The organism is Corynebacterium imitans (assembly GCF_000739455.1).
In the GTDB taxonomy this organism is placed as follows: domain Bacteria; phylum Actinomycetota; class Actinomycetes; order Mycobacteriales; family Mycobacteriaceae; genus Corynebacterium; species Corynebacterium imitans.
On the sequence record NZ_CP009211.1, the window covers coordinates 1,167,165 to 1,188,673 of the forward strand.

Here is a 21,509-nt window from a genome sequence, read left to right on the forward strand (position 1 = left end):
GAGTCTACGCACCATGTTCTGCCGCCGAAAAGGCCGGCACCGCAAACCACGCCGCTTCTGGATGAGGTGGGGCCGATGAACCACCGCATCACTAACCGCGAACTACTCGACCTCGTCGAAGCAGCCACAGGCACCCGCAAGCTCGTACTCAAGGTGCCCGAATTCGCCCGCCTCGTCGGCCGCGACTACGACGAGATCCTGCCGCGCGTCGGCCGAGACATCCCCGCCGAGCGCGACGGTGACCGCGGCAACTGGCGAATCCCCATCCAAGCCCTCAGGCCATTCCTCACAGGAAGGACAGCAGCATGAACTACAACGAGACAGTAAAACACCTCGAAGACAGGCTCGCGTCGGTGAAAACCGCAGGCCGGTGGATTACCGCCCTCGTGGCGATCCTCGCACTCTTCGCAGGCGCGTTCATCGGCAAGCAGGCCGCCGAGACCGACGGGTGGGATGCAGGCTACCAGTCCGGGTACGTGTCGGGCTTTGACATGACCTGCCCGGGGAAGGACTGGCGATGAGCAGGTGGAGAGTGAGAAAGACGACAAACGGGTTTGTGATCCTCTTCGGTGAACCGAAATGGGAAGTGCGAAAACCGGACGGAGGCCTCGCCCTCAAGCGCTTTAGGACGCACGCGGAGGCTATGGCAGCAGCGGACAGGCTGGCCCGCACCGTCGAGGTCACACTGCCGAGAGCCCATGCGCTGCCGACGAAGCGGCACACCGTGCAGAAAAACGGGCTGGTCATCGAATTTGAGCAGAGTCGCTCGTACCCGCAGCTGCAGCCCAGCTACCTGGTCGTTGAGCCGGATGAGCGCCGACCCCTCGCGCTCGCACTACTCGCCCTCGCAGAAAAGGAGGAAACATGTCACGAACAATGATGAAGCCCCGCCACGACCGAGACGAATACGTGATTTGGTCAACGGTGGTTGACCTGCCCGTCAGCGGGGTCATGGACAGGGGCACCGCCAAAGCCACATGGGCAGCGGGAGCGTGGTCGGCCATGGGCACCCCGATCAGCATGGAGCAGGCCGAAGAGTCCATGCAGCGTGCCGACACCAAAGGCTGGTCGCTAATCGACGGTGAACCCGGCGAATACGAGGGGTTGAACCTCGCGAACATCGACGGCTACCCCGGCGACTACGACTTCGGCGCATTCAAGATCACCGACCTCGCCACCATCACCCGTGCTATCGAAGCGGGGGACTGGGGCACCCTGCACAACCTATGCACCAACCTAAGCACTGTGGAGGACACCGAATGAGCGGGGATATTCACGTTGCTTGCGGCGCGCTCACGGGCCGTATTTTCGCCGGGCCGCTCACCAAGGACGGCAGCACATGGGCGCACAAAACCGACGTGACCGAGCAAGCAATCAACGCCGTGGTTGAGCACGTCCGGCGCACCCATGGGGACACCTGCACGCTGCGGGGCCAAGGCCTGACAATCACCATCAACGTTAAGGAAGACCAATGAGAAATTACGACATGCTCGGCAGCATGGACGAGGACGACCTGCGGGAAGAGCTGGTCGGCAAAACCATCGCGTCCATCGACCTCCAAGAGCAGACCATTCACCTGACTGACGGGACGGAGCTGCGCTTCATCGACACAGCGGACTGCTGCGCGTGGTTCAACTCGCAGCTTATGGTGCGGAACTTGACTAGCAACGCGATCACCAACGTGACCAAGGAGTACAGCAGCCACAAGGGTGCGCCGGAAGCGTGGACACTGCACGTGCTCGCGGAGGACAAGACCATTGTGGACGTTGACATTTGGGGCGACTCCACCACCGGCTACTACTGCCGCTCCATCGACCTCAAGGTGGTGTACCCAGAATGACACGTACTAGCCCCGAGCAGGCACAAGAATTACTAACGGGCGCTGAGCCTGGCCCGTGGGAAGCGATGAAAGAGTACATAGACGGTGAGCCGCGCCCGGACACGTCGTGCCTCATCCACACCCACGACGGCAAGTACCTGGGCATCATGCACGGGGCTGACGCGCACCTTGCAGCAGCCGCGCCAGACCTCGCGGAAACCATCGCGGGGATGGAATACGAGTACACGGTGCAGGTGATGGACGAGACCGGGGGCTGGGCAGGCATCGACAAAAACGGCCTCGCCACCCACGACCACGGGCTGATGGTGTGGAACACGAGCCAGCGGGCCATGCGCCAAAGCCTGCTCGATCTCGTGGAGCAGGCCGCAGACGCGCAACAACAGGAGAACCACATGACCAACGAATTCATCCTCGCCCAGCTGCGCCGCCTCGCAGCGGGCAAGAAACTCCAAAAGCACCAGCTTGCCGAGCTTGAGCGCGACGGGCTGATCTGCACCACCGACGACGACCAAATTCACCTCACCACGCACGGCGCGCGCATGCTCCGAGAAAGGAACTAGACCAATGAGCTGGATGACCAAAGACCTTGCTCTCGACCTGCTGTCAATCCTCACCGGGGCTGCACAGTCCGCCTACGACCGGGTGAAAGCGGCACCGGGGGAGGGCGAATGGCCACAACCGGAAGCACAACCGCAGAAGGAGGTAGCCGCGGCACCACAGCAGCAGCCTGAAACACCGGCACAGCCACAGCCTGAAGCGACCGCCCCCGCGGCACCCGCTGCAGACGACCTCATCAACCAGGCCAAGACCGCCTGTCAGCGCATCGTCGCACAGGACGGCAGCCCCGCCTGGATCACCGGCACACTCTTCCCAGAATTCGGTGTGCAATCCCTCACCGACGTGCCAGCCGACAAACTGCCTAGCCTGCTAGAGAAGGCGAACGCCCACCTCGAGGGAGGCGGCGCGCAGTGACCCCGCTAGACACCGCCACCTACGTCGCCACCATCCACGCCCCGGACGGCGGGTGGGGAGATGACGACCACGACACCATCGCCGCGGCGATTGACGAGTATGGGCTGACCTGCATGCAGGTCGACGACGGCGGGGTGTGGCAGATGCGCACACCGATTAACAAGAAGTCCATCAGCGTCGAGGGGGCGCGCGAGGGTGGGGCTTCGCGGTTCGGGTTCAAACGCGTCCAATCCCTCGGCACCTGCGCACCCGCAGCTAGTGGCGACACCCCAGCAGCGGTAGAGACCACGACGGAAGCGGAGAGCGCCCCGGCGCACGCAGCGCGTGACCACGCGCTACTCTCCGCATCCAGCGCCCACCGGTGGATCAACTGCACACCCGCCCCATATTTGGAGGCGCAGCACCCGGACACCACCTCCGACGCCGCCGCCGAGGGCACCGAAGCCCACGAACTCGCCGAGCACAAACTCCGCCAGCACATCCCAATCCCCACCAGCTGGAAACCCGGTGAGTTCTACGACGAGGACATGGAGGACTACACCGATGATTACGTCGACCACGTCACCGCCGAGCTCGCACGCACGAAAGAAGCCGACCCCGCTGCGTTCCTCGCCATCGAGCAACGCCTCGACTTCTCACACATCGTGCCCGGCGGGTTCGGCACCGGCGACGCCTTGATTGTCGGCGACGGCACCATGACCGTCGTCGACTTCAAATACGGCAAAGGCGTCGAAGTCAGCGCGGTGGGTAACCCACAGATGCGCCTGTATGCATTGGGTGCGCTCGCCACCTACGGCATGATCTACCAGATTGAGCAAGTCCGCACCGTGATCTTCCAGCCGCGCCTAGGCAACATCAGCGTGGAGGAAATCAGCGTCGACGAGCTCACCCAATGGGCAGAGACAGTGGTACGCCCCGCGGCAGAAAAAGCAGCCGCAGGCGAAGGCGAACTGCGCGCAGGCGACTGGTGCCAATTCTGCCGCCACGCACCACAGTGCCCCGCGCTCGCCAAGCACTACCTCGACAACCTCCCCACACAACCAGGGGCAGGGGAGCCGCCAGCACCGGACACGTTGTCGGACGAGCAGATCGCCACCATCGTCGCCCACTCCGGCGAGCTGAAGAAGTGGCTCGGCAAAGTCGAAGACCACGCCCTCGCACAAGCCACCGACGGGCACACATACCCAGGGCTGAAAGTCGTCGAAGGACGGTCGGTGCGCAAGTACACCGACGAGGCCGCAGTCGCCCAGACCGTCCAGCAGGAGACCAGCGAGGACCCCTACCAACCGCGCAAGGTGCTAGGGATCACCGCGATGACGAAGCTACTCGGCAAGAAACGCTTCGACGAACTCCTCGGCCAGCTCGTCCACAAGCCGGAGGGCAAACCGACGCTGGTACCGGACTCCGACAAACGCCCACCAATGACGCTGGCGACACCAGAGACCGTATTCGAACCAATCAAGAAAGGAGCCTGATGTCGCAACGCAGAGACATCACCTTCACCTGGGACAACGGGCACCACCGCCCACTGAAAATCACTAGAGACCCATGGGCAGAAGGCAAACCACAAACCACCTTGTCCCTCACCACTGACGAGGCCAAAGCCCTCGCCGAATTCATCACTACCATCATCGACTAGATCCAAGGAGGATCACATCATGGCTAAGACCGACCGCGACGTCACCGCATACGGACGACTGTCCTACCCCAACCTGTTCACCGCTCGCGCAGCAAACGAGCAAGCCGACCCCAAATACTCCGCGACGCTGCTCATCCCGAAGAGCGACACCGCCACCATCGAGCGCATCCAAGCAGCAATCCAAGCAGCAGTCCAGGACGCCGTCAGCCGCGGCGTGTTCAAACAGGCAATCGACCCCGCGCAGACCAAGTACCCGCCCCTGCGTGACGGGGATAAGCCCAACGACAACGGCGAACAGCGCGGTGAAGAATTCGCCGGCCACTGGTTCATCGCAGCCAAAGCCAGCACCAAGCGCAAGCCGTTCGTCGTCGACCAATCCCTGCAGCCCATCCTGCAGGAAGCCGAAATCTACCCCGGCTGCTACATCAACATGGCCGTCCAGTTCTTCGGCTACAAAAACAGCGGAAACCAGGGCGTATCGGCGTCCCTGGTAGGTGTGCAGTTCGTCAAGGACGGCGAGCAGCTCGGCGGCGAGCCACTCGCAGCCGAGGACGTCTTCACCGCGATCCCCAACACCGGCGGCGCGCCGCAGGCACCAGCGCAGGGTGGGTTCACCCAACAGCAGCAGCCGCAGGCACCCGCGCAGGGTGGCTTCACCCAACAGCAGCAGCCGCAGGCACCCGCGCAGGGTGGCTTCACCCAACAGCAACAGCCGCCCGCCGCCCCCAACCTCGGCTTCTAACAGCCACCCCACCGCCGCGCCGCGCCCCGCACGCCACACCCGGTGTGTGGGGCGCACCCAATTCTTCAACCACCAACAACTCCATAACCACCCCAGAAACGGAGGACAGCACCCGTGAAAAACCGTGAGCTCAAAATCGCAGAGGCCACAACACGCACCTCCGCGCACTGGACAAACACACTCACCACCATCCAAGACCTCACCGCCCGCGCCTACGACCCCACCCACGTCGACTGCACCACCGCCGAATACAAAGCCATGGAAAAAAGCGCGCGCGACAAGCACAAAGACGTCGGCGGCTTCGTCGGCGGACACCTCAAAAACGGACGACGCCGCAAAGGCCACGTCCTCGCCCGCTCCATCATCACCCTCGACATCGACAACCTCCCCACAGACGTCGACCTCGCCCAAGTCCTCGCCGACACCCTGCCCTACGCCTGGCTAATCCACACCACCCTCAGCCACACACCAGACGGCCCACGCTGGCGAATCTGGATCTGGCTCTCACGCGACATCACCGCCGACGAATACGGCGCAGTCGCCCGCAGAATCGCACAAGACATCAACCCCGGGCTGGAATGGTTCGACCCCACCACCTTCGAAGCGGAACGCTTCATGTACTGGCCCTCCGCACTCACCGACGGCGACTACCAGGCTCACGTCAGCAGACAGAAGGACATCCTCAACCCCGACGACTTCCTCGCCCGCTTCGACGTGTGGCAAGACGTCACCACCTGGCCCGGCGTCACACCCGACGACGCTAAGGCCATGCTCGGCAAATCGAAGCTCGACGACCCGCGGGACAAGCCCGGCATGCTCGGCGCATTCAACCGCGCCTACACCATCCCACACGCCATCGACACCTTCCTCGGCGACGTGTACAAACCGGGCACGACGAAGGACCGTTACACCTACACCGGCGGCACCAGCTCCAACGGCTTGATCGTCTACAACAACGGCCACTTCGCCTACAGCCAGCACGCCACCGACCCCGCAGCCGACGGGCACTCCCACAGCGCATTTGACCTCGTGCGCATCCACCGCTTCGGCGACCTCGACGCGGACGCACCCACGGGCACACCAGCTAACAAGCGCCCCTCCTACCTCGCCATGATGGACATGGCCAACGAAGATCCGGGCGCGCGCGCCGAAAACGCAAAAGCCACCGCCGCCAAGATCAACGACGTCTTCCAACCCATCACCAACGACGAAGCGCCCGCAGGCGAACTGCTAAAGGAAACTGAACAGTTGCCCGGCGATACCAAGGCAGGGGAGACCACCGATAAAAGCTGGTTACTCGACCTCGAAACCACAAAAGACGGAAACTTCAAAAACACCATCACCAACTTCGAGCTCATCTTCACTCACGATCCACGCCTCAACCACATCAACTGGAACATGCACGCCAACCAACTCGAACCCCAAGAACCAACCCACCTCCCCTGGCACAGGGTCAGCAACACCTGGACCGAAAACGACCAAGCCCAACTTCGAACCACCATCGCCCGCACCTACCACGGCATGGACTCACCAGACAAAATGCAAGCAGCACTCATCTCCACCGCCAGTTCCAAAAACCGCGCCTTCCACCCTGTACGCGACTACTACACCAACCTGTTGCCATGGGACGGAGTGCCACGCCTCGACACACTCCTCGTGGACACCCTCGGCGCAGAAGACACCGACTACACCCGCGCGGTCACCCGCAAAACCTTCGTCGCCGCGCACCGCCGCACCTTCCACCCCGGCTGCAAATTCGACCACGTGCTCACCCTCGTCGGCCCGCAAGGCGTCGGTAAATCCACCATCTTCGCCCGCATGGCAGGACAATGGTTCTCCGACTCACTGACGATCACCGACATGAAAGACAAAACCGGCGCAGAAAAACTCGCCGGCAACCTCATCATCGAAATCGCAGAGCTCGCCGGCATGCGCAAAGCAGAAGCCGAATCAGTCAAAAGCTTCATCTCAAGAAACGAAGACAAATACCGCCCCGCCTACGGGCGCACCGTCCAGCACTACCCGCGCCAATGCATCATCGTTGGCACCACCAACGCCGATGAAGGCTTCCTGCGCGACACCACCGGCAACCGCCGCTGGTGGCCCGTCACCGTCGCCGGGAAAGGCTGGCTCGGCAGGCCACACGACCTCGACGACTACTACATCGACCAAGTCTGGGCAGAAGCACGAGCGCGCGACAAGCAAGGCGAAAAGCTCTACCTCACCGGCGACCTGCTCGAGGTCGCCGAACACATCCAAGCAGAATCCGTGGAAGCCGACGACCGCGTCGGCATCGTCGCCGAATACCTCAACAAGGTATTGCCACCCAACTGGGACGCAATCCCACTCATGGCCCGCCGCGTCTGGCTCGACGAAGGCACACTCCCAGACCACCTGAGAGAAACAGGCATGTGGAACCAAACAGTCGAACGCCAAACAGTCTCCCGGATGGAGATCTGGGCAGAATGCTTCGGACGCGACCCCGACGTCATGCGCAAGATCGACGCACACGAGATCACCGCCATCATGCGCCAAATCGACGGATGGGAAGACAGCGGAAAAACCCGAACCTTGCCCATCTACGGCAAGCAACGACTCTTCCAAAAAACCAAAATTAGCGAAGATGTTCGAGCTGCATAAAGGGTGGAACAAAGTCGGGAACAAAGCCCAACACGATTTGTTCCACCCACCCAAGAACTGGAACAAACGGAACAAAAAATAACTTTGTTCCACCCTTTGTTCCACACCTGAAACCACGCGCAAGCGGGGGAAATACCGACACTGGAACAAACGGAACAAAAAATATCTATCTAAAGACTTTCTAGAAAATAGGGGCCTACATTACCCCCATATAGGTGTAAAACGCCTAAAACAGCGACCTAACTAGAAAACACCCCGACTTTGTTCCACCACACCCCAAAAAGGACAAAAAATTGTTAGAACGCGAAGTCGAACAAGCACTAGTCCGCGAGGCACGCAAGGCAGGCGGAATCGCACCAAAATTCACCAGCCCCGGCAACGCAGGAATGCCAGACCGAATCATCATCCTCCCCGGCGGCAAGGTCTGCTTCGTCGAACTCAAAGCACCCGGACAGAAACCCCGACCCCTCCAAATCAGGCAGATGGACCGCCTCACCCAACTCGGCTGCATGGTCCGCACCCTCGACCACCCCAACCAAATTTCAGGACTCATCGATGAAATACGTTCCGCATGATTACCAAGCCCACACCACCCAGTTCATCATCGACCACCCCGAGTGCGCGATCTTTCTAGGAATGGGCATGGGCAAGACGATCTCCACCCTCACTGCCATCGACGAGCTCATCCGCTGTCGATTCGAAATCCGGCGTGCACTCGTCATCGCACCCGTCCGCGTCGCCCGCGATACGTGGCCCGCCGAAATCAAAAAATGGGACCACCTCACAGGGCTCCGCGTCAGCCCCATCATCGGCACCAAGGCACAGCGCGAAGCCGCGGTACGCGCGGACGCGGATATTTACACCATTGGGCGAGAGAACGTGCAGTGGCTCGTCGATTACTGCGGTCGGCGTTGGCCTTTCGACATGGTCGTCATCGACGAACTTTCGTCCTTCAAGAATCCGCAAGCCAAGCGGTTCAAGAAGCTGCTGAAAGTCCGCGACCAGATCACCCGCATCGTCGGACTCACCGGCACACCAGCCCCCAACAGCCTGCTGGACATCTGGGCACCATTCAGGCTTATCGACCAGGGCCAGCGCCTCGGCAGATACATCACTCACTACCGCGCGCAATATTTCACGCCGGGCAAGCGCAGCGGGCACGTCGTCTACAACTGGGTCATCCGCCCCGGCGCGGACCAGGCGATCTACGACAACATCGCCGACATCACCGTCAGTATGCGCACCACCGACTACCTGCAGCTTCCCGACGTGACCACCCAACACATCACCGTGAACCTCACACCCAAGCAACAGCAGCAGGTGGACACGCTGAAGCGTGACATGGTCGTCGACCTCGACGAGGACACCACCATCGACGCCACCAACGCCGCCACCCTGTCACTGAAGCTGCAGCAGCTCGCGGGAGGTGCGATCTACGCCGAGGACGGCGATGACTACATCGTCGTGCATGACGAGAAGATTCAAGCCCTCGCCGAGCTCGTCGACCAAGCAGCCGGCAATACCATGCTGGTCTGCTTCTGGTTCAAGCACGAACGAGACCGCATCCTTGCCGCGATCCCCGGCGCGCGCGTCCTGGACACCCAGCAGGACTTCGAGGACTGGAACGCTGGCAAGATTCCCGTCGCGCTTATCCACCCCGCATCGGCGGGACACGGACTCAACTTGCAGTCAGGCGGGCACATCATGGTCTGGTTCACCACCCCGTGGTCGTTGGAACTTTACGAGCAGGCGAACGCGCGGCTGCACAGGCAAGGGCAGACGGAGCCGGTCAGCATCATCCACATCGACACCGCAAACAGCATCGACCAGACCGTCCACCAAGCACTTGCCCGCAAGGACACCACGCAGCAGGCGCTCATCACAGCAGTTGCCGCCGAGCTCGACGCGGCAGAAAGGGCAGCAGCATGACCAAGCGCATCACCATCAACGTCGAGACGCAAAAAATATACGCGGATGAGGGGGTCACCGTATACGACTCATGCGTTGCGGGTGCAGTGCTCTTCGGCACCTCACTGGCAAACGCAGGCCACACCTGCGGGTGGGAGGTTACAGAGGAGCTGGGAGCAAACCTCATCGCAGAGATAGGACGGCAGCTCGACGAGGAAAAGCAAGGGCCACCACCGTGGCGGGCCGACACCTAGACCAACCACTACAAGGAAGGACACCCCATGACACTTCGTGACAAATTCCAAGACTGGCTCGAGCAAGCCGATTTTGAAGACATCCTCATGACAGGATTCATGGCACTGATCGTCGCCATGTGCCTGATCATCTTCATCGTCGCCGTCATCGCAAGCATTGCAACCATCCTCACTTAGCCATGCACACACCACCAAGCCTCGAAGAACCAACCCCCATCTACGACCAACTCATGGACGAGACCTACGGACAAATCGTCCACAATCTCACCTACAACGGTCGCCAAGTACGCGTCAAAGTCATCAACAAGGACACCAGCGACACCACCAGGAGCACACAGTGACAACGGCACAAGACCTCCACCACGCAGCCCGCCAACTCGCCGACACCTACGCCGCCCTCGCAGAACTCAAATGGACACCCGAGCGCCCCACCAGCGAACGCGTCATGCGCACCCAAGGTGGCTCACGATCACCCAGCCCCGACAACGACCACGCTTTCAGCATCGAATACGAACTCTGGCGCAACGACGACAACGGGGCACCGGGCGGGCTAAGGATGGTGGCAGCAGACGCCCTCGCCTACACGACCGCGCCACGCCACACACCAAACCAAGCCGGATACCTGGACGAGCACCTTGCCCCCGGAATACTCTGCGCCCACATCGCCCGCCACGCCACCGAGATCGCCGAACACTTCCCAGCCGTCGACGAACTCACCGAACTACTGCGCGACCAACACCGCTACCTCACTCGCCGCATCCACCACCACCGGGGGCAAAACCTCAAAGCGCTACCCGTCGATACCGTTGCGACAGGCTTCGGCACCGCCGCCGACCTCGCACCACTCGTCTCCGCCGCCGTCGGTAAACACTTCACCCGCGACCAGATCCGATACTGGGGCCGATCAGGGCGGGTCACCCCATACACCACCGCAGAAGGGACAACTCACTACCGCCTCGGTGATCTCATCGAGGCCGCACGCGAATACTCCGATAAGCGTGCGCACCATTGATGTATTTCCGCGACCGTATGCTATGCTTGCGCACGAAAGACCTGTCAGTTCCTGACGGGTCTTTTGTCGTGCCCAGGCCGGGCGGTCATGTCATTGCGGTGGTGCTGGTGGCCTGGGCACCTTAGGGAAGCGTCGCGCATGGTGCGCAACCCGCCTCAAGATGTTCAGGTTCGAATCCTGAGCGGGGCGCCAATACGACCGGGAGGTGAAACATGCACACACGCATCACCACTGGCAAACAAGGACGCACACCACGCGCCACCCATTACATCGACGCAAGCACACTACCCAACCCACACGACGAGCCCTGGCTACGCCCACGCGACGGGCGCGACCCCAACGTCCAACAATGGCTCCTAGACCAACCCGGCGTACCCGACCAATTCGCACGCCACCTCGCCACCATCGAAGCCCTGCAACCACCCACCATCAGCATCACCTGCAGCGCAGGCAGACACCGCAGCGTCGCACTCGGAGAATGGCTCACCACCCAACTCGAAGCCAAAGGCTGGGCAGTCCAACTCAACCACCACAACCTCAAGACCAAAAAGAAGCAAGCCACAACAACACAACGCGGCTACGGATACCGACAACAGCAAATCCCACGTAAAAACCTGCTCCACAACCTCATAGACGGAACAGAATGCGAATACTGCGCACGCCCAATGTTCCGCGACCCCGCCAAAAACTTCGACGGCGCACCACTCGAAGCCGACCACATCGACAGGGACAAGACCCAACCACCCAAACGCCTCATCCACCGCCGCTGCAACCGCACACTCAACGGCAAAGGCAAAGGCACCTGGGTCAAGCACGGACCAGACTGGTACGCCAAACACGGCCAAACCGTAGACAACGGCACGGGGGACACCCTCGACTGGCCAGGAGGCCACCACATCCGCTGGTAACCACCACCCCGCCAGGGGAGGGGGTGCCCAAAAAATCTGGACCCCCCCATCCCCAGACACCGCCCCGTCCGCCTGCAGTCAGAGATTCTCTCTCTGGCGGAAACTAGGGGGTCGCGCGCGCGATAAGGAGGCATAGCGATGGAATTTGAGCAGGATGAGCTGCGCTCGATGGTCGAGTCAGTGCTTGAAGCAGTGGAGTCTGCCGATCACCTGGTGGATTCAGATCAGGCTTCGGTGGATCTGGCGCTGCACCTGGCGACGATCATCGACGAGGCGCGTGAGTCTGGCGATCCGGACGCGATTTCTAAGACGTCTTTCGGGCCGATGCCGACACTGAACAAGGTTTTGACTGGTCTGGGCCTGAACCCGGAGGGGAAGCAGAAGTTGGGGCTGAATGAGGATGTCCAGGAGGATGAGGAGTTCTAAGTTTGGGGGTGAATGGTCGTGGCGTTGACGTTGCCGCGGGTATTCACGCCGCCGTTACGTGATCTTGAGGAGCCGGAGGCGACGTGGGGCCACGATATGGTGTGGTTCTGCGACGAGATTCTGGGGGAGCCGCTGTCTGATTACCAGCGGTGGCTGTCGATGCATGCGCTTGAGGTGCTGACGAAGGAGAAGGCGCTCGAGTTCGCGATGCTTGAGGATGACCCGGCGGCTGAGATCGCGAAGGTGGAGCGTCTGTATGGCCCTGCCCCTGTTCGTGGTGGTCGTCCTATTCCGAATGGGCGTTTGCGGTTCACGAAGATCGTGATTTTGATCGCCCGGCAGAACGGTAAGACCGATTGGGTGAAGAAGCTCATTAAGTGGGCGATTTTCCGGAAGCGGATGCCTGAGGTCATGGCTGCTGCGCAGACGTTGAATAAGGCGATTGACCTGTGGAATGAGATTCTTCTTGAGATTGAGCGCGACTCGAAGTTGAAGAAGATTCTTGGGCGTGTTGATCACTCTAAGGGTGCGCAGGCGATGTGGACGAAGGGGAAGCGGCAGCGTTATCGCCCGGTGGGGATTGATGAGAACGCGGGCCGTGGCGACACGGTGGACTTGCTTTACATCGACGAGCTGCGTACTCAGAAGGACTTCACGGGTGTCAACTCGTTGGAGGCAACAACGACAGTGCCGGATAACGGGTTGATTGTGACGACGTCGAATGCTGGGGTGGGCCACTCGGTGGTGCTGCGTGATTACCGCGAATTGGCAAAGCAGCCGATTGATGAGGGCACGTGGCGTGATACTCGCATGGCGCTATTTGAGTGGTCTGCGGACCCGTCGGCAGATATTGACGATGTCGAGGGATGGAAGCAGGCGAACCCTGACCTCGGCAATGGGCGCATCACCATGGCGACGTTGCATGCGGAGAGGCAGTCGACTTTGGAAGCAACGTTCCGCACTGAGCGGTTGTGCCAGTGGGTCGATGAGCTCGGTGATGATTTTGAGCCTATTGTGCCGTTGGAGCGTTGGGGGGATCTGGCTGTGGATCGTCGTGTTGCTGTTGGTGATTGTGTGCTCGCGGTGGAAGTGTCGCCTGATGGCGAGTCGGTGACGTTTGTGTCTGCGGGGCAGACGTCACGCGGTGTGCATCTTGAGCAGCGGCCTGGGGATAAGAAGTTCGTGGTGGACGAGACGGTGGAAGCTATTCGCCGGTTCGTTGCTGAGAATGATGACCCTGCTGCGGTGGTGCTGGATAAGGACTCTCCGGCTGGCGTGCTCGTGTCGCACTTGTTGGCGGTTGGTATTGAGCCTGTGCTGCTAAACGGTGGCATGGTCGCTGGCGCGCTTCGTGAGATGAAGCAAGCCGTTGCTGATGGTCGCCTGACCCATGACGGGGCGCAGGAATGGGTGGGCGCGTTGCGCGTCGCCACGGTGCGTGATGGTGCCGGACGGTACCCGTCGATTGAACGTTTCTCTGGTGATGTGTCTGTGCTCGTCGCTGGCACGTTCGCGCTGTGGGCGTTGAACAAGTTCATCGCTGAGTTCCAGGTCCCGTACAAGCAAGTCGAGGTTGAGAAGAAGAACCCGGTGGGCACGTTCCCCGTGTTCTCAAGGAAATCGTTGATGGGAGGTGCGCTCGTTGGCTGACAAAGTGATGGTTCGCGAGATTGGTCACGCGTCGTCGCCTGCGTGGTCGCCGCGTGTCGGTAGGTCGCATGCAGTGTCTTGGGCTACGCAGCAGGTTGAGTTCGCGGAGATGCGTTCCACGGCGAAGGTTGCCCAGGTTGAGAACGCGATTCGTAAGCCGATTGAGCAGGCCGCGTGGTCGGTGGAGCCAAACGGCGCGCCTGCAGAGGTGGTTGAGTTGGTCTCGACTGATTTGCGACTGCCGGTGAAGGGCGAGGACGGGCAGGTTGCGCGGCGCACTGGCCGCGTGTCGTGGGACGAGCACTTAAAAATGGCGCTCGAAGCGGTGTTCACCGGTGTGGCGTTTTTTGAGCAGGTCTACGAGATGGGGGACGACGGAAGGTTTCATCTGCGGAAGCTCGCGCCGCGCCCCAACGTCTCCATTCGTAAGATCCACGTCGCGGACGACGGTGGACTTGTCGGCATCACCCAGCGCGGGGTGAAGGGTGGCAAGGACGCGTTCATTCCGGTTGACCGCTTGGTGGCGTACAGGCACGGGCGACGGGACGACACGTGGCAGGGGTCGAGCGTTTTTGCCCCGGCTAGGAATAACTGGCTTGAGCTAATGAAGATGGAGAAGCTCAACTCGTTGGTGATGCAGCGTAACGGCATGGGTATTCCGAAGTACAAGGCATCTGATCTCACTGACAGGTCGCAGGTGCAAGAGGAGCTGAACCGGGGGCAGGAACTCGCCGAGTCCTACGCCGCGGGTGAGGTCACTGCGTATTCGTTGCCGCCCGGTGCGGATATGCCTGTGGAGGGTGTGTCTGGCACGTTGCCGGATATCGAGAAGGCAATGCAGTATCACGCCTCCCAGATCGCGATTGCGTGCAACGCTACTCACCTCAACCTGACCGGTGCGGGTGGGTCGTACGCTCTGGCGAACGTTCAGCTGGGTGAGTTCATCCAGGGGCTGCAGTCAATGGCCGAGTGGATTGCTGATATCGCGTCGCAGCACATCGTTGAAGACCTTGTTGCGGTGGCTTTCCCGGATTATGACGGCCCGGTTCCGCTGATCACGTCGACGCGGATTCAGGTGCAGAAGGACCTGACACCGGGTGACGTGTCGCAGCTTGCGGCACAAGGTGTGCTGACGAAGGAACCGAACCTTGAGCAGTGGGTGCGCTCCACGTTCCGCATCCCGGCGGCACGGTCGCTCTACGAAGCCCTCAAAGCGAAGAAGTCGCTGACGGACGCGGAGGAAGAGCTCGGGGTGACGCTGTCCGGCGAGGAGCTAGAAACCAGCGACGAGGCAAAGAAGCAACAGGAGGTGCAGAAATGACCGAGATACTTCTGTACGGCCCGATTGGGGCTGACATGTGGGAGCCTGAGAACGCGATTACGGCGAAGACGGTGATGGACCAACTCTCACAAGTCGATGGGGACGTCACGGTTCGCATCAGCTCCGGGGGCGGCGATGTGTACGAGGGCATCGACATCATGACCGCCTTGAAGAACCACCCTGGCAGGGTGACTGTCATCGTGGAGTCGTTGGCGGCGTCGGCAGCGTCGTTTATCGCTGTTGGTGGTGCTGATGAGGTGCTTATGCGCCCTTCGTCTGAGTTGATGATTCACCGCGCGTGGACGTTCACCGACGGTAATGCGGACGATGTTCGAAAGACTTTGTCGGACTTGGAGCGCCAGGATCTTAAGCTGGCGAATATTTACGCCAGTAAGGCCGGTGGCGAAGTTGACGATTGGCTGGACGCGATGAGCGCGGAGACCTGGTACACCGCCGAGGAAGCCGTGGCCGCTGGCCTGGCAGACCGCGTTGTGGATGCGAATCCCGCGACAGATGCGCACACACCAACCGCCGCGATGCGCCGCCGGTTCAAGTTCGCGAACCGGGCGGCGGCACCGCCGCCGCCCGTCACCCGGTCGGTATCGGGGGACGAAACAACTAAGCCCAGTGATGGGCAGGAAGGAGATGCGATGAGCATCAAGAATCTCGCCCAGGAACTGGGTGTTGAGCCGGACGCGCTTCGCGAGAAGCTCGCCGGCTTTTTTAATGAGCAGGTCACTGTCTCCGGCGAAGTTGATGTGACCTACCCGGAAGAGACCGGCGTGGCCCCAACAGAGCGCGTGACTGTTGAGCCGACGGTCGCCAATGTGGACGGCGAGTCCACCGGTGATGCCGGCGCGCTTGGTCTGGTGTTCGCGGTGTCTGCGGCCCCTGATGGTTGGGATGTGACCGTGGACGAGTCCACTGGTGTGGTCACCGCGCATGCGCCGTCTGGTGTTGAGCCAGGCGATGTAGTCACTGTGACTGTGACGGTGAACGAGTCCACGGAGGTGCCGGTGGCGTTTAAGGTGCGCTCTCTGTCGGAGCCTGCCGAGGGAGAGGCTACCGAACCTGCATTCACCACCGATGGTGACGAGGGTGGAGCGGGCACTGATGTGGTCACCGTACCTCGCGCTGTGTGGGACGAGTACATGGCAGACCGTGCCAAGTATTCCGCGAAGCTCGCGGAGGACAAGCGCCGCGAACTGGAAGACAAGGTTGACCGTCACATCCGCGAGGGGCGCTACTCGGCAGGACACCGTGGGGCGGCAATTGCTGCGTACCAGGCAGACCCTGTCGCCGCGGAGAAGGTATGGGGCGGGCTACCGAAGAACGTCGCTGTCCCCGTTGAGGAAATCGGCCACTCCGGTGACGTAGCCAACATGACCAAGGTTGAGAAGCTGCGTGCAAAGGCCGCGGCGAACCGCCAGTGCAAGAAGGAGAACAAGTAAATGTCGAACCCGACTTTCCGCTCCGGCCCCATCTCGTTCGAGATCGCGGCCGACACCGAGAAGTTCCGTCTCGTCACTGTGGATGAGAACGGCAAGATTAAGCACGCTGGCGCGTCCGGTGCCGTGTTCGGTGCTGTGACCGAAGCGGGCCGAGTAGAGCCGAAGGAGCCGGGCGCTGCGACTATCGCGGTGCACTACGGGCCCGCTGCGGTGAAGCTCGAGACCGATGGCGAGATCAAGGCCGGGGCTGGCGTTTTCGCCGCAGCTGACGGCAAGGCCTCCGCTACCGGTTCCGTCCAGGTCGGCGTCGCAGTACGCGCGACGGAGAACGGCAAGACCCTGACCATCCTCAACCAGCTGCCTGCAACTGCTGCAGGCGCAGAATCCTAGGAGGAACACACATGAGCACTCACAACTCGTATTTTGACGACCTCAAGGACCTGTCCGTTGAGGATATTCTGACCTCCTCGGAGCTCATCGAGGGGGCAATCAACGAGCTTCTGGAAGGCGAGCAGGCGTACAACCTGGTCTTCGACCCGTTCAACACGGACGGCAAGCTCACCGTCGGCTACAACCTGGATTCCGCGCCGGGCCTGGACGAGGAAGCCCAGACCATTGCGGAGTTCGCGGAGATCCCGGTTGGTGACCCGTCTCGCGGTGAGCGCCGCTTCACTGATCTGTTGCCTTCTGGCATTGGTGTGCGAGTGTCCTACGGGCAGCGCAACTTCACCTCTGGTGCTGCGGTGCAGCGTGAGCTTCTTGGTCGAGCTGCGGAGATTCGCCGCAAGAATGGTCGTGACGCGCTCGCGGCGTTCGCGGCGGTGGACGACCTGGTCGAGGAGCTGCCGGTACCGCAGAAGTGGAACACTGCCGACGCGAAGGCAATGGACGACCTGTACGCTGCTGACGACCTGCTCGCAGGTGCGGTCGACGATGAGGGGCGTCGATTTGGCTACGCCGGTAAGTGGGTGTGGGCGAACCGCCGCACGATTAACGCGTTGAAGCGCAACAAGCAGGTCACTGACCTGTACGTGGGCGACATGGCGCACGCTGACCCGCGCTTTACCCCGCTCGGCCAGCAGCCGATCATCGGCGAGCAGTTCTACCTGGTGGTCGATGACGGCATGGAAGACGGCGTTGCTTACGTCATCTCTGAGACGCTTACCGGTGGTCTTGGCACCCGTTTCGAGGCTGAGGAGGCGCGCTTCTCCGACTGGTACGAGGAGGGTGGCCAGTCCGGTATGGGTGGTCCGCGCCTGTCCTGGCGCTCCGATTACGTGCACTTCCGTTCTCTGGTTGTGCGTGCCCCGAAGGCGCTGGTGAAGATCACCGGCGCTATCTAGGGAGGGGTGCGGCATGAAGCAAGTTTTGCTTGCTAAGGCTGTCCGCTACCCGTTCGGGTCGACGGTGGTGCACCGCTCCGGTGAGGTCATCGAGGTTGATGAGAAGGACTTCGACGTGCTCGCCGGAATGGGGGTGGTTGCCACCGCTCCCACAGAGCCAGACGAACCGGAGGCTGAGAAGGCTACTCGGGAAGCCGCGAAACCGGAGGTGCCGGAAGCCGCTCCTGCGTCTGGGTACCCCGCGTTGCCGAAGAAGACCGCTCCCGCTGCGGAGTGGAAAGAGTACGCCCGGCGTAACAGCATCAAGCTCACCGGTCTCACCAAGCGCAACGAAATCATGGGCTTCATCACGAAGACCGTGAACCAGTCGCGCTAAGACCAGGAGGAGGGAGGGCAAAGTGAATATCTCAGTTGATGATGTTGCTGATGTTTTCCCGCGCCCTCTGCTGGACGAGGAGCGCGAGCGCGCCAAGGCGCTTATTAACCAAGCGTTCGAGCTGATTGAGCTGGAATTCGCCCGCCGCGGGAGAGACTTCCAGCAAGAAGTCGCCAGTTCTCGGTGGCTACAGCTCGCGGCGAAGCAAGCAGTGCGCGCGATGGTATTCCAAGCGGTGCTCATCGGCGACAACGTCGGTGTGGCCTCTGTGTCTTCTTCGACTGGGCAGGAAGCCGATGCGGTCACCTACTCCCAGGGGATTAAGTTCCACTGGGGTGGAGTGGGGATTGACGATGCGATCCTTGACCTGCTGGGGCTCGGGGTTGGCGGGTTCCCGCGTGGACGTGGTGGCCGTGTCATTCCGTACGGGCAGCGCACTGCGATTCGTGGTGCTGAGTTCAGTGAGCGGGGTGCATGGTGGCCGAGATGATCATTGTGCATGGTGCTGCTGGTGGTGTGGATGATGACGGGTACCCGGTGCCGGGTGAGCCTGACCGTGAGGTCACAGTGAAGTCGGTGCAGCCATTGTCTCTGACGGAAATGTCGGATGAGGACAAGCAGGGCACTCGCGATATTTTGCGCGTGTGGGCACCGCCTGGCGCTGAGGTCGCTGATGGTGATGAGGTCACTGTTCGGGGTAAGCGGTACCAGGTGCGTATCACCGCGTGGGACTGGTCGGCTCATCGTCGCCCTGCGTACAGGCGTCATCGACCATCGTTGGTGTTTGATTGCGTGAGGGGTGAGGGCTAGTGGCGAAGGTCGGTAAGCCCCGGTTGAATATTCCTGACCAGTGGTACAAGGACAATCTGACTAGTCTTGCGCCTCAGCTCGCGGCGAAAGCTCAGGCGGTCGCGTCCGCTGTGGATGGTGACGTTCCCGTCACTGTGACGGAAAAGACCGATAGTCATGGTCGCCCTGTCGCGCTCGTAACACTTGCTCATGCGAAGGGTCTGGCGATGCAGGCGAAGTACGGCACGCTGACCCGTGCTGCAGCGTCGCAAGGCCTGGATGTACATCGCTACAGCCAGAGGTGACGGGCATGCGACAGTCGTTTATTCAGAGAAACGCCCCGGAGGTCATCCGCCGCGCGCTGCGCGGTGTGATGCCGAAGTCGATTCGGGTTACCGCCGCGATCCCGCACGGGTGGTCGGTGGATGACGGCCCGGTAGTGACGGTGTCAAGTGATGGTTCACCGCGCTCGGCGCGCGCTACGTCGACTGAGAACGTGCGCGTCAACGTGTACGGCAAGTTTGAGCCAGAGGTTCGGCGCGTCGCCGCCGAGATCGACGCCTGGCTTCTCAACCCCCACAGTGTTGGGGGTTTTCGTATATCCCCCGGCCCGTTCCTCGTGGTGAAGGACGAGGACATAAAGGGCTGGGTCGCGGCCATTACGGTCGCAGCTTCATCTACTAAGAAAGGATTCGCAAGATGACTTCTCCTAACTCTGATCAGGGCACGACGTCTCTTGAGACGGACCGCGCGCGGTTTATTGACGTCTGGAAGGACGCCGAAGTCTACTGGTCGACCGACGATAACCCGCAGGTTGGCCTGGACGGGTCGTTCGACCCGAAGGTCTGGAAGTTCATTGGCCTGCTCAATGATGGTTCTGCGATCTCGCAGGAGCCTGAGGTTGACCGCACCGAGATCAACTCGTTCGGCGGCGTGCTGCAGCTGATGAACAACAAGTTCAAGAAGGACACTCGCGGTTTCGACGCGCTCGAGATGAACGATGTGACCTTCCCACTGCTGTGGCCTGGCTCCGTATTCAAGGAGGGCGCGCCGGGCGTGCTGCTCGCGCCGGAGAACCCCGCGGAGGGCTTCATCGCGTTCAAGACCACCAACAGCTTCGGTGACATTTACATCGACGTGTCGCGCCGCCGCGCTCTGGTGTACGCCGACGGTGGTAATGAGCGCAATGACGATGGTGCTTCGGTGATGCAGTTTAAGGCTGAGATCCGTAAGGACCAGTACGGCGCTTTGTATGACTACCTGCGTCTGAAGGGTGACGATACGCCGGATGATCTGCCGGAGGTCATTCGCTTCTCGGCTGCGAAGAATGAATCTGGTGATGCTGCGGAGGAGGCTCCTTCTCGCGGCGCTGCTGCTGACGCTGAGGATGGCTCTGGGGGTTAACCCGATGGGGTAGGGGAACATGGCAGACTGCCCCCACCCCAAACCAATGGTCTGCCTAATCGTTTCCTTATAATTCAATGTGAAAGGGTCTGCCATGACTGCTCGCAAGAAAAAGACCGACGATGCCATTGACCCGAAGGACGCTACTGGGGCGCAGGCCGAGGTCATCGAAGAAACCACCACCGACGACGAGGTAGACGGGGACGTCGAGTACCCCACGTTCACCATCACCATCGACGGTAAAGAAATCGAAGTCGAAGACCGATGGACCCGCGACGCCGCACCCGCAGGCATGATGTTCGTCTTCCACGAGCGCTACGCCCAGAAATACATCCCAAGCGTGATTGAAGCGATCATTGGTGAAGACCAAGTGTTTAACCTCATGGACGCTGGCCTGTCTGCTGACGAGTTTCAGCAGGTCTTCCAAGCGTGGGGTAAGCGCCGCCAGGGAAAATAGAACTCATGTACCTCATCGCCGAGCATGAGGACTTGGTGGAGGTCGATTTTCAACGCTTCTACCACCTGGATTACCGCGACTTCTACCGCGAGGGCGGGGGAGCGTCTCGCATGACGTTGCGACGCATGCTGCTACTTGCCGAGCACTTACCCCCGGAGTCACTATTCCACTCCGCGATGCAAGATCGCCCGCCTGTCAGTGAGATTTCGTCGGTGCTGATGGACATCTGGACAAGCCTCAACGGATCGCAGCACCCGCGTTGGGAGCAGCTCAAGCGCCAGCGCCGCGCGAAGGAGCGCGATCAAGCGATGAAGCGGGCACGCGAGAAAGCACGAAAGTTCAACGCCGCAGGATAAGCCCTGCGGCTCTTTTCATTG

33 protein-coding genes are annotated in these 21,509 nt (G+C 61.1%); all 33 read left to right on the plus strand.

All coding sequences use genetic code 11. The annotated features are described in order from the left end of the window. Positions 1–75: 75 nt before the first annotated feature. Positions 76–309 (plus strand): hypothetical protein, encoded by a 234-nt coding sequence (locus CIMIT_RS05450; RefSeq protein WP_038590257.1) that lies wholly within the window; start codon positions 76–78, stop codon positions 307–309. After that, positions 306–521: a hypothetical protein gene (locus tag CIMIT_RS05455; RefSeq protein ID WP_038590261.1), complete on the plus strand. Its 216-nt coding sequence runs from the start codon at positions 306–308 to the stop codon at positions 519–521. Before CIMIT_RS05450 ends, CIMIT_RS05455 begins: the two co-directional genes overlap by 4 nt. A 122-nt stretch (positions 522–643) precedes the next feature. Continuing rightward, positions 644–880, plus strand: a complete 237-nt coding sequence (locus CIMIT_RS05460) for a hypothetical protein (RefSeq protein WP_231910352.1) — start codon at positions 644–646, stop codon at positions 878–880. After that, a complete protein-coding gene (locus CIMIT_RS05465) occupies positions 865–1,263 on the plus strand; it encodes a hypothetical protein (RefSeq protein WP_144311817.1) in 399 nt (132 codons plus the stop codon). The genes CIMIT_RS05460 and CIMIT_RS05465 overlap by 16 nt, the downstream gene beginning before the upstream one ends. Further along, positions 1,260–1,475, plus strand: a complete 216-nt coding sequence (locus CIMIT_RS05470; RefSeq protein ID WP_038590270.1) for a DUF7446 family protein — start codon at positions 1,260–1,262, stop codon at positions 1,473–1,475. The genes CIMIT_RS05465 and CIMIT_RS05470 overlap by 4 nt, the downstream gene beginning before the upstream one ends. Beyond that, the gene (locus CIMIT_RS05475; protein ID WP_038590273.1) at positions 1,472–1,840 is read left to right on the plus strand and encodes a DUF7448 domain-containing protein; all 369 of its coding nucleotides are present in this window, start codon (positions 1,472–1,474) and stop codon (positions 1,838–1,840) included. Before CIMIT_RS05470 ends, CIMIT_RS05475 begins: the two co-directional genes overlap by 4 nt. 65 nt (positions 1,841–1,905) lie before the next feature. Further along, a complete protein-coding gene (locus CIMIT_RS05480) occupies positions 1,906–2,400 on the plus strand; it encodes a hypothetical protein (RefSeq protein WP_038590276.1) in 495 nt (164 codons plus the stop codon). 4 nt (positions 2,401–2,404) lie between these two features. Further along, on the plus strand, positions 2,405–2,812 hold the full coding sequence (locus CIMIT_RS05485; protein ID WP_038590279.1) for a hypothetical protein: 408 nt from the start codon (positions 2,405–2,407) through the stop codon (positions 2,810–2,812). Beyond that, positions 2,809–4,287, plus strand: a complete 1,479-nt coding sequence (locus CIMIT_RS05490; RefSeq protein ID WP_231910353.1) for a DUF2800 domain-containing protein — start codon at positions 2,809–2,811, stop codon at positions 4,285–4,287. Before CIMIT_RS05485 ends, CIMIT_RS05490 begins: the two co-directional genes overlap by 4 nt. Beyond that, positions 4,287–4,451, plus strand: coding sequence for a hypothetical protein (locus CIMIT_RS12710; RefSeq protein ID WP_157727804.1), 165 nt, complete (start codon positions 4,287–4,289; stop codon positions 4,449–4,451). The genes CIMIT_RS05490 and CIMIT_RS12710 overlap by 1 nt, the downstream gene beginning before the upstream one ends. Positions 4,452–4,470: 19 nt before the next feature. Then, on the plus strand, positions 4,471–5,193 hold the full coding sequence (locus CIMIT_RS05495; protein ID WP_051904820.1) for a DUF2815 family protein: 723 nt from the start codon (positions 4,471–4,473) through the stop codon (positions 5,191–5,193). Positions 5,194–5,307: 114 nt separating this feature from the next. Continuing rightward, positions 5,308–7,833, plus strand: a complete 2,526-nt coding sequence (locus CIMIT_RS05500; protein ID WP_038590283.1) for a virulence-associated E family protein — start codon at positions 5,308–5,310, stop codon at positions 7,831–7,833. A 293-nt stretch (positions 7,834–8,126) separates the two neighbouring features. Then, complete coding sequence (locus CIMIT_RS12345; RefSeq protein WP_038590286.1) at positions 8,127–8,408, plus strand: VRR-NUC domain-containing protein; 282 nt, start codon at positions 8,127–8,129, stop codon at positions 8,406–8,408. After that, complete coding sequence (locus tag CIMIT_RS05510) at positions 8,389–9,762, plus strand: DEAD/DEAH box helicase (RefSeq protein ID WP_038590289.1); 1,374 nt, start codon at positions 8,389–8,391, stop codon at positions 9,760–9,762. Before CIMIT_RS12345 ends, CIMIT_RS05510 begins: the two co-directional genes overlap by 20 nt. After that, the gene (locus CIMIT_RS05515) at positions 9,759–9,995 is read left to right on the plus strand and encodes a hypothetical protein (protein ID WP_038590292.1); all 237 of its coding nucleotides are present in this window, start codon (positions 9,759–9,761) and stop codon (positions 9,993–9,995) included. Before CIMIT_RS05510 ends, CIMIT_RS05515 begins: the two co-directional genes overlap by 4 nt. A 27-nt stretch (positions 9,996–10,022) precedes the next feature. Continuing rightward, complete coding sequence (locus CIMIT_RS12715) at positions 10,023–10,172, plus strand: hypothetical protein (RefSeq protein ID WP_157727805.1); 150 nt, start codon at positions 10,023–10,025, stop codon at positions 10,170–10,172. Between the two features lie 2 nt (positions 10,173–10,174). Continuing rightward, on the plus strand, positions 10,175–10,336 hold the full coding sequence (locus tag CIMIT_RS12720; RefSeq protein ID WP_157727806.1) for a hypothetical protein: 162 nt from the start codon (positions 10,175–10,177) through the stop codon (positions 10,334–10,336). Beyond that, positions 10,333–11,007, plus strand: a complete 675-nt coding sequence (locus CIMIT_RS05520; protein WP_038590295.1) for a hypothetical protein — start codon at positions 10,333–10,335, stop codon at positions 11,005–11,007. The genes CIMIT_RS12720 and CIMIT_RS05520 overlap by 4 nt, the downstream gene beginning before the upstream one ends. 212 nt (positions 11,008–11,219) lie before the next feature. Then, positions 11,220–11,915 (plus strand): RapZ C-terminal domain-containing protein, encoded by a 696-nt coding sequence (locus tag CIMIT_RS12350; RefSeq protein WP_084674274.1) that lies wholly within the window; start codon positions 11,220–11,222, stop codon positions 11,913–11,915. Between the two features lie 138 nt (positions 11,916–12,053). Continuing rightward, on the plus strand, positions 12,054–12,341 hold the full coding sequence (locus tag CIMIT_RS05535; RefSeq protein WP_038590303.1) for a terminase small subunit: 288 nt from the start codon (positions 12,054–12,056) through the stop codon (positions 12,339–12,341). An 18-nt stretch (positions 12,342–12,359) separates the two neighbouring features. Further along, entirely contained in the window at positions 12,360–13,991 is a 1,632-nt protein-coding gene (locus CIMIT_RS05540; RefSeq protein WP_157727807.1) for a terminase large subunit, read from the plus strand. A 73-nt stretch (positions 13,992–14,064) separates the two neighbouring features. Beyond that, on the plus strand, positions 14,065–15,312 hold the full coding sequence (locus tag CIMIT_RS05545) for a phage portal protein family protein (protein ID WP_144311818.1): 1,248 nt from the start codon (positions 14,065–14,067) through the stop codon (positions 15,310–15,312). Continuing rightward, positions 15,309–16,763, plus strand: coding sequence for a head maturation protease, ClpP-related (locus CIMIT_RS12125; RefSeq protein WP_051904824.1), 1,455 nt, complete (start codon positions 15,309–15,311; stop codon positions 16,761–16,763). Before CIMIT_RS05545 ends, CIMIT_RS12125 begins: the two co-directional genes overlap by 4 nt. Next, positions 16,764–17,153, plus strand: coding sequence for a hypothetical protein (locus tag CIMIT_RS05555; RefSeq protein WP_051904825.1), 390 nt, complete (start codon positions 16,764–16,766; stop codon positions 17,151–17,153). It abuts the gene before it with no gap. 11 nt (positions 17,154–17,164) lie between these two features. Beyond that, entirely contained in the window at positions 17,165–18,106 is a 942-nt protein-coding gene (locus tag CIMIT_RS05560) for a hypothetical protein (protein ID WP_038590306.1), read from the plus strand. Between the two features lie 13 nt (positions 18,107–18,119). Continuing rightward, complete coding sequence (locus CIMIT_RS05565) at positions 18,120–18,482, plus strand: hypothetical protein (protein ID WP_038590308.1); 363 nt, start codon at positions 18,120–18,122, stop codon at positions 18,480–18,482. A gap of 22 nt (positions 18,483–18,504) precedes the next feature. After that, entirely contained in the window at positions 18,505–18,972 is a 468-nt protein-coding gene (locus CIMIT_RS05570) for a Gp19/Gp15/Gp42 family protein (RefSeq protein ID WP_038590311.1), read from the plus strand. Then, positions 18,969–19,292: a hypothetical protein gene (locus tag CIMIT_RS05575; RefSeq protein ID WP_231910354.1), complete on the plus strand. Its 324-nt coding sequence runs from the start codon at positions 18,969–18,971 to the stop codon at positions 19,290–19,292. Before CIMIT_RS05570 ends, CIMIT_RS05575 begins: the two co-directional genes overlap by 4 nt. Then, on the plus strand, positions 19,292–19,576 hold the full coding sequence (locus CIMIT_RS05580) for a hypothetical protein (protein ID WP_051904826.1): 285 nt from the start codon (positions 19,292–19,294) through the stop codon (positions 19,574–19,576). Before CIMIT_RS05575 ends, CIMIT_RS05580 begins: the two co-directional genes overlap by 1 nt. A gap of 5 nt (positions 19,577–19,581) precedes the next feature. Next, positions 19,582–19,974: a hypothetical protein gene (locus CIMIT_RS05585; RefSeq protein ID WP_038590317.1), complete on the plus strand. Its 393-nt coding sequence runs from the start codon at positions 19,582–19,584 to the stop codon at positions 19,972–19,974. Continuing rightward, positions 19,971–20,675, plus strand: a complete 705-nt coding sequence (locus CIMIT_RS05590) for a hypothetical protein (RefSeq protein ID WP_038590320.1) — start codon at positions 19,971–19,973, stop codon at positions 20,673–20,675. The genes CIMIT_RS05585 and CIMIT_RS05590 overlap by 4 nt, the downstream gene beginning before the upstream one ends. Positions 20,676–20,769: 94 nt before the next feature. Beyond that, positions 20,770–21,132, plus strand: a complete 363-nt coding sequence (locus tag CIMIT_RS05595; protein ID WP_038590323.1) for a hypothetical protein — start codon at positions 20,770–20,772, stop codon at positions 21,130–21,132. 5 nt (positions 21,133–21,137) lie between these two features. Continuing rightward, a complete protein-coding gene (locus tag CIMIT_RS05600; RefSeq protein WP_051904827.1) occupies positions 21,138–21,488 on the plus strand; it encodes a hypothetical protein in 351 nt (116 codons plus the stop codon). Positions 21,489–21,509: the final 21 nt, after the last annotated feature.